This is a genomic window from Mesorhizobium sp. BR1-1-4 (genome assembly GCF_020165375.1).
In the GTDB taxonomy this organism is placed as follows: domain Bacteria; phylum Pseudomonadota; class Alphaproteobacteria; order Rhizobiales; family Rhizobiaceae; genus Mesorhizobium; species Mesorhizobium australicum.
On the sequence record NZ_JAIUIB010000006.1, the window covers coordinates 398750 to 411348 of the forward strand.

A 12599-nucleotide genomic window follows, 5' to 3' on the forward strand; every position below is an offset into this window, starting at 1 on the left:
CCAGGGAGGTTGCCGATTGTCGCGTATCGCGCAAGCTTTTGACAGCAGGCAATGGGGCGTTATCGCTTCAGCCAGCACGAAAGCGGCGATCGTGGCAGTCGTCCTGCCGCTCGCGGCCTGCGGTGCAGGTGGCTTCAGCCTGGAGAAGGCCGAAGTCGACCGCTCGATCCTGACCAGCAGCACATCGGCTTCGCCCAAGCCGGCCGATTCGGATCGCGACTCCGACCAGACGACGATCGGCAATGCGGTATCGTCCGCCGATATCGAGCAACTCGGCGGCCAGGCGGTGCCGTGGGCGAACACCGGCACCGGGTCGCGCGGCTCCATCACCGAACTGGCGGAATTGAAGGACAGCGGCCAGACCTGCCGCCGCTTCAAGGTTTCGCGCGAAAGCTTTGACGGCGTTGCCATGTTCCAGGGCGAACTCTGTCTTGCCGGTGCCGGCGGCTGGCGCATGCAGGGCTTCAAGGCACTCTGATTTTCCGCCGTTGATATGAAGGTCCGCTACTGGAATTTCTTCCTATGCGAGCGCATATAGGGGGCAAGTATGGACTCAACTCATTTCCAGGGCAGGAAGCATGCGCGACCCCTATGAGGTGCTGGGCGTTGCAAAGAACGCATCGGCCAAGGACATAAAATCGGCGTACCGGAAACTCGCCAAGAAGCATCATCCGGACCAGAATCCGAATGATCCCAAGGCGAAGGACCGTTTTGCCGCGGCCAATCAGGCCTATGAGGTCATCGGCGACGAGAAGAACCGTGCGGCTTTCGATCGTGGCGAGATCGACGCCGACGGCAAGCCGCGTTTCCAGGGTTTTGAAGGTGCGGCGGGCGGTGGCGACCCCTTTGCCGGGTTCCGCCGCCAGCAACAGGGCGCCGGAGGCTCGCGATTCGAGTTCCGCTCGGGCCGTCCGGGCGGCGATCCGTTCGACGGCAACAGCGATATTTTCAGCCAGATCTTCGGCGATGCCTTTTCAGGCGCGCGCGGGCCAGGCGCGGGCGACCGCCGCCAGACGGCGACAGCAGCCGACCTGAACGTCACGCTCGACGTCACCATCGAGGAAGCGGCCAATGCCGAGAAGGTGACGGCGATGTTCCCGGATGGCCGCAAGGTTGCGGTCAAGCTGCCGGCCTATGTCGAGGATGGCCAGACCATCCGGCTGAAGGGCCAGGGCGAGCAGGGACCGGGCCAACCCGGCGACGCACTGGTCAAGATCCATATCCGCCGGCATCCACGTTACCGCATCGAAGGCCGTGACCTGCACGCCGACCTGCCGGTTTCGCTGGCCGATGCGGTGCTGGGCGCCAAGGTGCCGGTCGAGACGCCGACCGGCAGGCTTGCGGTCAACGTTCCTGCCTGGTCGAGCTCGGACAAGGTCCTGCGGCTCAAGGGCAGGGGCTTGCCGGAGAAAGCCGGGGGCCATGGCGATCTCTATGCCCATGTGCGCATCATGCTGCCGGAAGGCGGCGACAGCGCGCTGGAATCGCTGTTGCGCGGCCAAAAAGGCTGATCGTGAGCTTTTGTCCCCCGAACTGTCCGGTTTGAACGCTTGAAGGGGCTCTGTGCCTGTGCGATAGGCACTCCACAAAGCAGATATCTTGCGGAGAACACGCATATGGCGGGTGGACAGGGCCTGATGGCCGGCAAGCGCGGCCTGATTCTTGGCGTCGCCAACAACAGGTCGATCGCTTATGGCATTGCCAAAGCCTGCGTCGATCACGGCGCCGAGATAGCGCTGACCTATCAGGGCGAAGCCTTCAAGAAGCGCGTCGAGCCGCTGGCGGCGGAACTGGGCGCCTTTGTCGCCGGCCATTGCGACGTAACCGATCCGGCGAGCCTGGACGAGGTCTTCGCCAATGTCGCCAAGCATTGGGGCAAGCTCGACTTCCTCGTGCACGCCATTGCCTTTTCCGATAAGGACGAGCTGACCGGCCGCTATGTCGAGACGACGCGCGACAATTTCCTGCGCACCATGGACATTTCGGTCTATTCCTTCACCACCATCGCCAAGCGCGCCGAAGCGCTGATGACCGAGGGTGGTTCGCTGCTGACGCTGACCTATTACGGCGCCGAGAAGGTCATGCCGCACTATAACGTCATGGGCGTCGCCAAGGCGGCACTGGAGGCCAGCGTGCGTTATCTCGCTGTCGACCTTGGCGCCAAGAAAATTCGTGTCAATGCCATCTCGGCCGGCCCGATCAAGACGCTTGCCGCCTCCGGCATCGGCGACTTCCGCTACATCCTGAAGTGGAACGAATACAATTCGCCGCTGAAGCAGACGGTCACGCAGGAAGAGGTCGGCGATTCCGGCGTCTATTTCCTGTCCGACCTGTCGCGTGGCGTCACCGGCGAAGTGCACCATGTCGATTCCGGCTACCACGTCGTCGGCATGAAAGCGGTCGACGCTCCAGATATTTCGACGGTCAAGGATTAGGTCTCCCCGCCTTTCCTCCTTCCAGGCCCTGGCCCGATCTCCGGAAGAGCTGATGTACCCGCTGGTTTATATCGTGCGCCACGGCCAGACCGCGTGGAATGCCGAGTTCCGGCTTCAGGGCCAGGCCGATACCGATCTCAATGCTCTCGGCCGCGAACAGGCGAGCGCAAACGGGCATCGGCTGGCCGAACTCGTCGGCGCTCCCCAGGAATTCGACTTCGTCGCCAGTCCGATGAGACGCACGCGCGAAACGATGGAACGCATCCGCGCCGCCATGAGGCTCGATCCGCTCGCCTATCGAACCGATATCAGACTGATTGAAGTCAATTTCGGCGATTGGCAGAGTTTTACCTTCGCCGAGCTTGAGAGGCAGTCGCCCGGCGCGAGCCGATCCCGCGCGCTGGACAAGTGGAATTTTCAGCCGCCAGGTGAAGGCGCGGAGAGTTACCAGATGCTGCTCGAACGGGTGAAGCCATGCTTCGGTGAACTTAGGGGGCAGACGATTTGCGTGACGCACGGGGGCGTCATGCGCACCCTGTTTCGCTTCGTGCTTGATATGCCCGAGGACGAGGCCGCGAACCTGGAGATACCGCAGGATCGCGTGCTCAAACTTGAAGGCAGGAGCCTGGAGTGGCTTTAGGGACGCCGGTGACGCCAACTCCTAGTTCGTGTCGCTGTCACCCGGCAGCTGCATGTCGGTGACGACGTTTTCGCCATCAGTCACATCGTAAGCAATGACGATGTCCATCCCCGGCTTCAGCGCATCGAGATCGGTTTCGGCGTTCAGCTTGTAGGATTTGCCGTCGTCCAGCGTCAGCGTCAGCGCATCCTTGTCGATCTTCTTGATCAGGCCTTCGGTCTGCCCGGCAAAGGCGGCGGTGGAGAGCAGCAGCGTGGCGGCAACAGCGCCAATCAGGGTACGCATCATCGTCCTCTTTGGTCATTGCGCCGGCCTGGGTGGCGGCGGATCCTCAACGGCGAATGGAGGAGAGCAGAAACCAACCGAATGTGTCAAAACTAAATCCGTCGGATCACAGTTTGACCACTGTGGAAAACGCCAATAGAAGGCTGGCTTCAGCCGGTTTCGATGCCGGGCAGGGCACTTTCCATGTCTCACAACACGTTCGGCCATCTTTTCCGCGTCGCCACCTGGGGCGAGAGCCATGGCGCGGCGCTCGGCTGCGTGGTCGATGGTTGTCCGCCGGGTATCCGTTTCACGCGCGATGAAATCCAGGCCGAACTCGACAAGCGCCGCCCGGGTCAGTCGCGCTTCGTCACGCAGCGCCGCGAGCCGGACGAAGTGAAGATCCTCTCAGGCTTCGTCCTCGACGAGGACGGCGCGACGATGATCACCACCGGCACGCCGGTGTCGATGTTGATCGAGAATGTCGATCAACGCTCGAAGGACTATGGCGAGATCGCCCGCCAGTACCGGCCCGGGCATGCCGACTACACCTACGACGTCAAATACGGCATACGCGACTATCGCGGTGGCGGCCGCTCCTCGGCGCGCGAGACCGCTGCCAGGGTCGCTGCCGGCGCGCTCGCCCGCAAGGTGGTGCCGGGCATGGTGGTGCGCGGCGCGCTCGTGTCGATGGGCGAAAAGTCCATCGACCGCGCCAACTGGAACTGGAATTTCATCGGCGATGCCGAGAACCCGTTCTTCACGCCGGATCCGGCTTCGATTCCTGTTTTCACGCGGTACCTCGACGGCATCCGCAAGGCCGGTTCCTCGGTCGGCGCGGTGATCGAGATCGTCGCCGACGGTGTGCCTGCCGGCCTCGGCGCGCCGATCTACGCCAAGCTCGACCAGGACATCGCATCCGGCCTGATGTCGATCAACGCCGTCAAGGGCGTCGAGATCGGCAATGGTTTCGAGGCCGCCCGCATCACCGGCGAACAGAATGCCGACGAGATGCGCATGGGCAATGACGGCAAGCCGGTGTTCCTGTCCAACAATGCCGGCGGCATCCTCGGCGGCATCTCGACGGGCCAGGCGATCGTCGCCCGTTTTGCGGTGAAGCCGACTTCGTCGATCCTGACGCCGCGCAAATCGATCGACAAGGACGGCAGGGATGTCGAAGTGATGACCAAGGGTCGCCACGATCCCTGCGTCGGCATCCGAGCCGTGCCGATCGGCGAGGCCATGGTTGCCTGCGCCATTGCCGACCATTATCTGCGGCACAGAGGACAGACGGGGAAGGGAATAGGCGGTAGGGAATAGGCAGTAGTCAGTGGTCAGCTGCCAGCCCGACCCTTTTATTCCCCTAACCCCTACTGCCCAGTCCCTATTCCCTGCGAGCGAAGCGAGCATTCCATGTCTTATGACCAGAAGAAGATCGTCGAAGCCATCCGCGCCTTCGAACGCGGCGAGATCGTCGTCGTCATGGACGATGACGGGCGCGAGAACGAGGGCGACCTGATCGTCGCGGCCGTCCATTGCACGCCGGAGAAGATGGCCTTCATCGTTCGCAACACGTCGGGCATCGTCTGCACGCCGATGCCGCGCGAGGAGGCTAAGCGGCTGAACCTCGCGCCGATGGTGGCCGACAATGATTCGGCCCACACCACCGCCTTCACCGTCAGCGTCGACTTCAAGCATGGCACGACGACAGGCATTTCGGCCGACGACCGCACGCTGACCGTGCGTAACCTCGCCAACGGCAATGTCGGCGCCTCCGATTTCGTCCGCCCTGGCCACATCTTCCCGCTCATCGCGCGCGAGGGCGGTGTCTTGATGCGCTCGGGTCATACCGAGGCGGCGGTCGATTTGTGCAAGCTCGCCGGCCTGCCGCCGATCGGCGTGATCTCGGAACTGGTCAACGACGACGGCACCGTCAAGCGCGGCCCGCAGGTCGCGGCATTCGCGGAGGAGCATGGCCTCAAGCAGGTATCGGTTGCCGACCTCATCGCTTACCGGCAGCGCAAGGAGACCCTGGTCGAGCGCGTCGCCTGCTCCGACATCGAGACGCTGGGTGGCAAGGCCCAGGTCTTCACCTACACGCTGCCCTGGGACACGATGCATCACGTCGCCATCGTCTTCGGCGACATCCGCGACGGCGAGGAGGTGCCGGTGCGGCTGCATTCGGAGGATGTGGTGACCGACGTGTTCGGCACCAGCCACCGGCTCGACGGCATCATGAAGGCGATGGGTGAGCGCAAGCGCGGCGTCATCGTCTATCTCAGGGAAGGCTCGGTCGGCGTTGCCCACCAGGAGCGCAACCGGCCGGCGCCAGGCGACCGCGAGGACCATGAAGAGGCGCGCCGGCGCGAGAGCGAATGGCGCGAGATCGGCCTTGGCGCCCAGATCCTGAAGGACCTCGGCATTTCATCCATCAACCTGATTGCCTCACGCGAACGCCACTATGTCGGCCTCGAGGGTTTTGGCATTCACATCGCCAAGACAGAGATCCTCTGATCTCGACAAACCCTGCCTGTCACTCGGCCGGGATTGCCGCCTCGCATCCTTCCAACTCGCATTCGTGGGTGGCGAGGCTGCGCTGGCCGAGCAGCACCGTGATCAGCGCGATAGCGCCTGACGTCACCGAGACCCAGAATCCGTTCTGGGCGCCGAATGCATCCACCACGGCGCCAGCGGCGAAGGAGCCCAGCGCCATGCCGATGCCGATCCCGGTGGTTACCCAGGTGATGCCTTCGGTCAGCATCGCTTCCGGGACATGCCGCTCGATCAGGCCGAAGGCGGTGATGAAGGTCGGCGAGATCGCCACGCCACTGATGAAGACAGTCAGCGCGAGCGCTGGCACGGTGCTGGCGGTAAGCGGCAGCAGTGTGCCGAGCGCGACCAAGGCAACCGCGATGGCGAGCTGGCGCTGCAGCGGTGCTTTCAGGTTGAGCGCGCCGATGATGATGCCGAGCACGAAGGAGCCCAGCGCATAGACGCCGATGACGAGACTGGCAGTGCCCGGCTGGCCGAGTTCCTTGGTGATCGCCACCGTGCTCACCTCCGTCGTCGCGAAGGTCGCGCCGATGAAGATCATGGCGAAGGTGATGATCTGAACCGGCCCCAGGCGGATTGCCGAGCCGCTGGAGCCATGGTCCACCGGCCGCACTTGCGGCTCGGTCGAACGCTGCAGAATGAAGGCTGTCGAGCCCAAGGCGAGGAACAGCGTGCTGACGGCAACGCCCGCTTCCGGGAACAGCGCGGCGCTGAGGCCCACAGATAGCGATGCGCCGGCGATATAGACCAGTTCGTCCGCCGCCGACTCGAAGGCGAAGGCGGTGTTCATCTCGGACCGGCCCCGGAAAATCTCGGTCCAGCGCGCCCGCACCATGGCCGGCATGCTTGGCATCGCCGCGGCCAGCAGCGCCGACGCGAACAGCGTCCATACCGGCCAGTCTTGATTGGCAGATGCGATCAGGGCCGCGAATGCGAGCACGGAGATGATGGTGGTGGGTACGACAACCCGCGTCTGGCCGAGGCGGTCGACCAACCTCGATATCTGCGGCGCCAGGAAGGCATTGGCCAAGGCGAATGTCGCCGAAACCGCACCCGCCACCCAGTATTCGCCACGCGTCTGCGACAGCATCGCCACGATGCCGATCGGGGCCATGGCGATCGGCAGGCGCGCCATGAAGCCGGCGGCGGCAAAGCCCCTGGCTCCGGGAGCGCGAAAGATTTCCGAATAGGGGTTTTGCATGATCCTGTTCCTCGACAAGGGGCGATTCAACAATTACATACGAGACGTATAAGTGTTAAATAGAGCATACGTCGCGTATGTCAATTGGCATACGGAGCGTATGTAAGTAAGGCCAGAAGCATGCATCGACCGCGTAAGGAGATGATCGCCGAGACACGCGCCAAGCTGATCGCCGCGGCGCGCCAGGCTTTCGGCACCATCGGCTATGCCGAAGCGTCGATGGATGATTTCACCGCGTCGGCCGGGCTGACGCGCGGCGCCCTTTATCATCACTTCGGCGACAAGAAGGGACTGCTTGAGGCGGTTATCGCCGAAATCGACGCGGAAATGGCGGCCCGGGTGAATGAGGTCGCGTCGCGGGCGCCGACCCGCTGGCAGCATTTCGTCGACGAATGCACCACCTATATCGAAATGGCGCTGGAGCCGGAAATCCAGCGCATCATGTTCCGGGATGGTCCGGCTGTGCTGGGCGATCCGGCACTGTGGTCGAATGCCAATGCCTGCGTCGGTTCAATGACCGATCATCTGACAGCGCTGCAGCGGGAAGGGGTGGTCGTCCCCGACGTCGACCCGGAGTCGGCAGCGCGGCTGATCAATGGGGCGAGCAGCCAGGCCGCGCAGCGCATCGCCAATTCGCAAGATCCCGAAGCGACATCGAAGATGGTGGTGGCCGCGTTCAAGCAATTGCTCGAAGGCCTGCTGAAAAAGCCGGAAGCGCTTTCAAGATGAACCACCATGGCAGTCCCGCCACTGCCTGCAATTGACAATAGCCGGTTTGAGCGCATCCTCCGCAGCCATCTCTGAGGGGAGATTCGGGGCATGTGGGATTTCGATATCGGCAGGTCGGTGTCCATCATGATGCGGACCTGGCCTTTCATTGTCTTTCGCATGATCGTCTATTTCGGCATCACGCTGGCCTACATCGTGGCCACCGGCACCGGCGCCTCCGTCGGCTATGGCGTCGGCCATATTTCTACCGATCCCGACGGACCATTGTCTTTTGCGATGTGGGGCGGCGTGGTCGGTTTCGGCATCGTCTCGATCGCCGTCTACTGGATCCGCGAATACATTCTCTACGTCGTCAAGGCGGGCCATATCGCCGTCATGGTGCATCTGATCGACGGCAATGATATTCCCGACGGCCAGAACCAGATCGCCTACGCGAAAGAAGTCGTGACCGAGCGTTTTGCCGAGGCCAACATCCTTTTCGTCGTCGACCAATTGGTCAAGGGCGCCATACGCGCCATCACCGGCCTGCTCGGCGGCATCGCGGCCTTCCTGCCCATTCCTGGCCTGAGCGGCCTGGTTTCGTTCCTCAACACGGTGATTCGCCTGTCGCTGACCTATGTCGACGAGATCATTCTCGGCTACAACATCCGCATCAGTTCGTCCTCGCCGTTCGAAACCGCGCGCCAAGGCGTTGTGCTCTACGCCCAGAACGGCAAGACCATGGTCAAGAATGCCGTCTGGCTAGGGGTCATCATGTGGGGCGTGTCGTTCGTGATTTTCCTGCTGATGCTGGCTCCGGCAGCCGCTATTCTTTACGTCATGCCCGGGCAGCTCGCCGGCTGGGCTTTCGTGCTGGCAATCGTCTTTGCCTGGGCTTTCAAGGCGGCCTTCATTGAGCCGTTCGCCATTGCCTGCCTGATGCAGGTCTATTTCAAGACCATCGAAGGTCAGGTGCCCGATGCCGCCTGGGACGCCAGGCTGGCCGAAGCCTCGTCGAAGTTCAGGGAACTCAAGGACAAGGCACTGGCTTCTTTCGGTGGCTCACGGTGGGGCACTGCCGGCGCGACGAGCTGATCAACCGGCCTCGCCGGCGCACCGGCGACGGTGCCGAGGCGCGCCACTGCTGATTTGAGCGGCGCTTCGCCTTGCGCGCGAAAAGTCTCGCTCATGATAAGCTCGGGCAACGGCAGCCGCCGGCCCCAGCCGTGTGTTTCGAGATCCGGCTTCGGTGCGAACTCGGAAACACGGCCGACGCAGAGATAGGCGATCGGTGTCACCTGGTCGGGAATGGCCAGCAAGCTTTTCAGCGCTTGCGCCTCGATGATGCTGACCCAGCCGACGCCAACGCCTTCGGCGCGTGCCGCCAGCCAGAAATTCTGCACCGCGCAGACCGTGCTGTAGAGATCCATCTCCGGATTGTGCCAGCGCCCCAGCGGCGAGCCTTTCGAGCGTTCGCGGTCGCAGGTGATGCAGATGTTGAGAGCGCTTTCGCAAATGCCTTCGAGCTTGAGCTTGCGGTAGAGCGCCTGCCGTTCTGCCTCGATTTCAGGCAGTTCCCCTTCTCGCGCGGCCAGGAACAGGTCGCGCACTTCCGCCCGCCGCGCGGCATCGCGAATGATAATGAAATTCCAGGGTTGCATGAAGCCGACCGACGGCGCGTGATGGGCGGCAAGCAGCAGCCGCGCCAGCACCTCGTCGTCGATCGCCTCCGATGTAAAATGGCTGCGGACGTCGCGCCGCGTGAAGATGGCGCGGTAAACAGCGTCGCGCGCAATCTGGTCAAATCCATCGCCCATTGGAGCGGTCATAGCTTCCGGCATCGCTTGTCCCCTTGCGATTGCAATCGATGTCATCCGCCTGACCATGCGGATGACGATGCCTGCCAGGCCGGTCTTCTGGCTCGGGATCAACCCGCGTCCGGTGCCTTCCCGTCATCGACAGTGGCATTTACCGGCGCGGTCCCCCTCACAGCGTTGGGCACGCCACGGAGTTCAACCGTGTTCCCGATTCTCCCGCCAGAGCATTTGCAGCCAAGTGGAATCACTTGGCGTCGCAAAATGCGGCTAAAACAAACAGCCCGGCGGGCACCAGGCAGTGGTTGCGACCTTACGCCGAAGGGCCGGCGCCGCCAATGCCCGCAGCGACATCAATGGACGCAGGTTCGATTTTCCCCAGCGATCAAGCCGCGACGCATGGCCATCACGGCGCAGGGGCACTAGATAGGGGGCATGGCCACCCGTCTCTACACGCACCCGATCTTTCTCGAACACATCACGCCGCCCGGTCACCCCGAGCGGCCCGACCGCCTGCGCGCCATCGAGCGCGTGCTCGACGACGAAGCTTTTGCCACGCTTGACCGCGTCGAGGCACCGCAAGGCGACGAGGCGACCATCCTCTACGCGCATCCCGCCGATTTCGTCGCGCGTGTCCGCGCCGCCGTCCCCGACGAAGGCATTGCCCGCATCGACGCAGACACCACTGCCAGCCCGAAAAGCTGGCAGGCGGTGATTACGGCGATCGGTGCCGCCAATGCCGCCGTCGACGACGTCTTTGCGGGCCGCGCCGACAACGTCTTCGTCGCCGCCCGCCCGCCCGGCCACCATGCCGAAAAGACCACGGCCATGGGCTTCTGCTTCTTCAACACGGCGGCAATCGCAGCGCGCCATGCGCAGAGGAAGCATGGCGCCGAGCGTGTCGCGGTCGTCGACTGGGACGTGCATCACGGCAACGGCACGCAGGATATTTTCTGGGACGATCCCTCGGTGCTCTATTGCTCGACGCACCAGATGCCGCTTTATCCCGGCACGGGCGCGAAGAGTGAGACCGGCGCCGGCAACATCATCAATGCGCCGCTGGCGCCTCGGACGGGCAGCGAGGTGTTTCGCGATGCGTTCCTGTCGCGCGTGCTGCCGGCACTCGACAATTTCGCGCCGGATCTGATTATCGTTTCGGCCGGCTTCGACGCGCACCATCGCGACCCGCTGGCGGAAATCAATCTGACCGAGGACGATTTCGACTGGGCGACCGGCCAGCTGATGCAGCGCGCCGCAATCCACGGCGGCAACCGGCTCGTCAGCCTGCTCGAGGGCGGCTACGATCTGCAGGGATTGGCATTTTCGGTCGCCGCCCATGTCGGGCGACTGATGAAAGGATGAATGATGACCGGTGAGATCAACGAAGACGTCAAGGCGATGAGCTTTGAACAGGCACTCGACGCACTGGAGAAGATCGTCGATGATCTGGAGCGTGGCGACGTACCGCTCGACCAGTCGATCCGGATTTACGAGCGCGGCGAGGCGCTGAAGGTTCATTGCGACCGGCTGCTGAAGGCCGCCGAGGACAAGGTCGAGAAGATCAGGCTGTCGCGCGACGGCAAGCCGGTTGGAACCGAGCCGCTCGACGCGGACTGAGGTCCGGAGCAGCCTTACCGGTTTTTGGACACGATCATCATTGAGGATACAGTTCGTCCCGATTGAAACGGACAAGAGGAGATACGGAAGCGATGTGCAGAAACATCAAGACCCTGTTCAATTTTGATCCGCCGGCAACCAACGACGAAGTCCGCGACGCGGCACTGCAGTTTGTCCGCAAGCTGAGCGGCACGACGCGGCCTTCTGCCAAGAACCAGCATGCGTTCGATCATGCCGTCGAAGCCATCGCGGCATCCGCACGCGAATTGCTCGATTCCCTCGAAACCCACCAGCATCCGCGCAATCGCGAAGAGGTGGCAGCCAAATTAAAAGCAAAAGCGGCGATCCGGTTCGCCTGATATGCCCAAGCGCCCACTGACCGCTGACGAGGAGAGTTCATGAGCTTCTTCCCCGGCAAGGACCCTGAGGCCGGCGATGCCTTCGCCAGCGACCAGATCGAGCTGATGGTTATCCCTAACGCCAAGGACATTGGCGGTTTCGAGGTGCGTCGCGCCTTGCCGACCGCCAAGCGGCGCCTGGTCGGGCCGTTCATCTTCTTCGATCGAATGGGTCCCGCGATCATGCGCGCGGGCCAGGCGCTCGATGTCCGTCCCCACCCGCATATCGGGCTGTCGACCGTGACCTATCTGTTCGACGGCAAGATCAGGCACCGCGATTCGCTCGGCACCGAAATGGTCATTCAACCCGGCGACGTGAACCTGATGACGGCCGGTCGCGGCATCGTCCACTCCGAACGCACGCCGCAGGAATTGCGCGGCGCGCCGATGTCGATCTCCGGCCTGCAGACCTGGTTGGCTCTGCCGGACGGCAAGGAAGAGGTGGCACCGGTGTTCGAGAACACAGCGGCGCTGCGGCTTCCCGAAATCGACGCCGAAGGCGTCAGCGGCCGCGTCGTCATCGGCGATTTCCAGGGGTTGCGGTCTCCGGTGCGGGCCGATTCCGAAACACTCTATGCAGATTTGCGGCTGGCGCCTGGCGCCAGCGTCAAAATCCCGCGCGATGCCGAGGAGCGCGCCATCTACACGCTGGAGGGCGAGGTTTCGATTTCGGGTGATGCCTTTCCAGCGGAACGGCTGCTGGTGTTCCGGCCCGGCGACGAGATCATCATATCGTCATCGATGGGTGCGCATTTCATGCTGTTCGGCGGCGCGTCTCTCGGTTCGAAGCGCTACATCTGGTGGAATTTCGTTTCCTCGTCCAAGGAGCGCATCGAGCAGGCCAAGCAGGAATGGAAGACCGGCCGCTTCGATATCGTTCCTGGCGATGAGAAAGAATTCATCCCGCTGCCGGAAGGCTGAGAAGATCGTGAGGGGCTGACCGTCCGCGTCAGCGACACGCATTTACTT

At 63.0% G+C, this 12599-nt stretch carries 14 protein-coding genes, 1 pseudogene and 1 riboswitch; of the genes and pseudogenes, 12 read left to right on the forward strand and 3 right to left on the reverse strand.

Going from position 1 to position 12599, the window contains the following annotated elements; translation table 11 throughout:
* Positions 1-16 precede the first annotated feature (16 nt).
* From LB571_RS16020 to LB571_RS16035, 4 genes are all read left to right on the forward strand, one after another.
* Positions 17-478, forward strand: coding sequence for an RT0821/Lpp0805 family surface protein (locus tag LB571_RS16020; RefSeq protein WP_140715020.1), 462 nt, complete (start codon positions 17-19; stop codon positions 476-478).
* A 100-nt stretch (positions 479-578) separates the two neighbouring features.
* Entirely contained in the window at positions 579-1511 is a 933-nt protein-coding gene (locus LB571_RS16025) for a DnaJ C-terminal domain-containing protein (RefSeq protein WP_015318819.1), read from the forward strand.
* Between the two features lie 105 nt (positions 1512-1616).
* A complete protein-coding gene (gene fabI, locus LB571_RS16030) occupies positions 1617-2435 on the forward strand; it encodes an enoyl-ACP reductase FabI (protein WP_015318818.1) in 819 nt (272 codons plus the stop codon).
* 52 nt (positions 2436-2487) lie between these two features.
* A complete protein-coding gene (locus LB571_RS16035; protein ID WP_015318817.1) occupies positions 2488-3075 on the forward strand; it encodes a histidine phosphatase family protein in 588 nt (195 codons plus the stop codon).
* 21 nt (positions 3076-3096) lie between these two features.
* Here the strand turns inward: LB571_RS16035 and LB571_RS16040 are convergent, their stop codons facing one another.
* Complete coding sequence (locus LB571_RS16040; protein ID WP_015318816.1) at positions 3097-3360, reverse strand: DUF1344 domain-containing protein; 264 nt, start codon at positions 3358-3360, stop codon at positions 3097-3099.
* 183 nt (positions 3361-3543) lie between these two features.
* On the opposite strand from LB571_RS16040, the gene aroC reads away from it, so the two are divergent.
* Together aroC and ribB are read left to right on the forward strand one after the other, a co-directional pair.
* Positions 3544-4659 (forward strand): chorismate synthase, encoded by a 1116-nt coding sequence (gene aroC / locus LB571_RS16045; protein ID WP_224595834.1) that lies wholly within the window; start codon positions 3544-3546, stop codon positions 4657-4659.
* A gap of 93 nt (positions 4660-4752) precedes the next feature.
* Positions 4753-5853: a 3,4-dihydroxy-2-butanone-4-phosphate synthase gene (gene ribB, locus LB571_RS16050; protein WP_224595845.1), complete on the forward strand. Its 1101-nt coding sequence runs from the start codon at positions 4753-4755 to the stop codon at positions 5851-5853.
* A gap of 19 nt (positions 5854-5872) precedes the next feature.
* Here ribB and LB571_RS16055 read toward each other — a convergent pair whose 3' ends face one another.
* Complete coding sequence (locus LB571_RS16055) at positions 5873-7093, reverse strand: MFS transporter (protein WP_224595849.1); 1221 nt, start codon at positions 7091-7093, stop codon at positions 5873-5875.
* 120 nt (positions 7094-7213) lie between these two features.
* Here LB571_RS16055 and LB571_RS16060 point away from each other — a divergent pair, with 120 nt between their 5' ends.
* Entirely contained in the window at positions 7214-7822 is a 609-nt protein-coding gene (locus LB571_RS16060; RefSeq protein ID WP_224595852.1) for a TetR/AcrR family transcriptional regulator, read from the forward strand.
* A gap of 90 nt (positions 7823-7912) precedes the next feature.
* Entirely contained in the window at positions 7913-8896 is a 984-nt protein-coding gene (locus LB571_RS16065) for a hypothetical protein (protein ID WP_224595855.1), read from the forward strand.
* A 116-nt stretch (positions 8897-9012) separates the two neighbouring features.
* Here the strand turns inward: LB571_RS16065 and bluB are convergent.
* Positions 9013-9687: pseudogene (gene bluB / locus LB571_RS16070) on the reverse strand (5,6-dimethylbenzimidazole synthase); the annotation flags it as partial.
* A gap of 2 nt (positions 9688-9689) precedes the next feature.
* Positions 9690-9872: riboswitch (cobalamin riboswitch) on the reverse strand.
* Between the two features lie 178 nt (positions 9873-10050).
* Here bluB and LB571_RS16075 point away from each other — a divergent pair.
* From LB571_RS16075 to LB571_RS16090, 4 genes are all read left to right on the forward strand, one after another.
* Entirely contained in the window at positions 10051-10977 is a 927-nt protein-coding gene (locus LB571_RS16075; protein ID WP_224595858.1) for a histone deacetylase family protein, read from the forward strand.
* A gap of 3 nt (positions 10978-10980) precedes the next feature.
* Complete coding sequence (locus LB571_RS16080) at positions 10981-11232, forward strand: exodeoxyribonuclease VII small subunit (protein ID WP_015318808.1); 252 nt, start codon at positions 10981-10983, stop codon at positions 11230-11232.
* Positions 11233-11324: 92 nt separating this feature from the next.
* Positions 11325-11591: a DUF2277 domain-containing protein gene (locus LB571_RS16085; protein ID WP_015318807.1), complete on the forward strand. Its 267-nt coding sequence runs from the start codon at positions 11325-11327 to the stop codon at positions 11589-11591.
* A gap of 39 nt (positions 11592-11630) precedes the next feature.
* Positions 11631-12551 carry a pirin family protein gene (locus tag LB571_RS16090; protein WP_140661418.1) on the forward strand — a complete coding sequence of 307 codons (921 nt, stop codon included), beginning with the start codon at positions 11631-11633 and terminating at the stop codon, positions 12549-12551.
* Positions 12552-12599: the final 48 nt, after the last annotated feature.

What these genes read in the sequence shown, in the direction of transcription:
- LB571_RS16085 (WP_015318807.1), top strand. Translation starts at nt 11,325, where the DNA reads ATGTGCAGAAACATCAAGACCCTGTTCAATTTTGATCCGCCGGCAACC.
- LB571_RS16060 (WP_224595852.1), top strand. Translation starts at nt 7,214, where the DNA reads ATGCATCGACCGCGTAAGGAGATGATCGCCGAGACACGCGCCAAGCTG.
- LB571_RS16025 (WP_015318819.1), top strand. Translation starts at nt 579, where the DNA reads ATGCGCGACCCCTATGAGGTGCTGGGCGTTGCAAAGAACGCATCGGCC.
- LB571_RS16090 (WP_140661418.1), top strand. Translation starts at nt 11,631, where the DNA reads ATGAGCTTCTTCCCCGGCAAGGACCCTGAGGCCGGCGATGCCTTCGCC.
- LB571_RS16065 (WP_224595855.1), top strand. Translation starts at nt 7,913, where the DNA reads ATGTGGGATTTCGATATCGGCAGGTCGGTGTCCATCATGATGCGGACC.
- LB571_RS16055 (WP_224595849.1), bottom strand. Translation starts at nt 7,093, where the DNA reads ATGCAAAACCCCTATTCGGAAATCTTTCGCGCTCCCGGAGCCAGGGGC.
- LB571_RS16040 (WP_015318816.1), bottom strand. Translation starts at nt 3,360, where the DNA reads ATGCGTACCCTGATTGGCGCTGTTGCCGCCACGCTGCTGCTCTCCACC.
- fabI (WP_015318818.1), top strand. Translation starts at nt 1,617, where the DNA reads ATGGCGGGTGGACAGGGCCTGATGGCCGGCAAGCGCGGCCTGATTCTT.
- ribB (WP_224595845.1), top strand. Translation starts at nt 4,753, where the DNA reads ATGTCTTATGACCAGAAGAAGATCGTCGAAGCCATCCGCGCCTTCGAA.
- LB571_RS16075 (WP_224595858.1), top strand. Translation starts at nt 10,051, where the DNA reads ATGGCCACCCGTCTCTACACGCACCCGATCTTTCTCGAACACATCACG.
- aroC (WP_224595834.1), top strand. Translation starts at nt 3,544, where the DNA reads ATGTCTCACAACACGTTCGGCCATCTTTTCCGCGTCGCCACCTGGGGC.
- LB571_RS16035 (WP_015318817.1), top strand. Translation starts at nt 2,488, where the DNA reads ATGTACCCGCTGGTTTATATCGTGCGCCACGGCCAGACCGCGTGGAAT.
- LB571_RS16080 (WP_015318808.1), top strand. Translation starts at nt 10,981, where the DNA reads ATGACCGGTGAGATCAACGAAGACGTCAAGGCGATGAGCTTTGAACAG.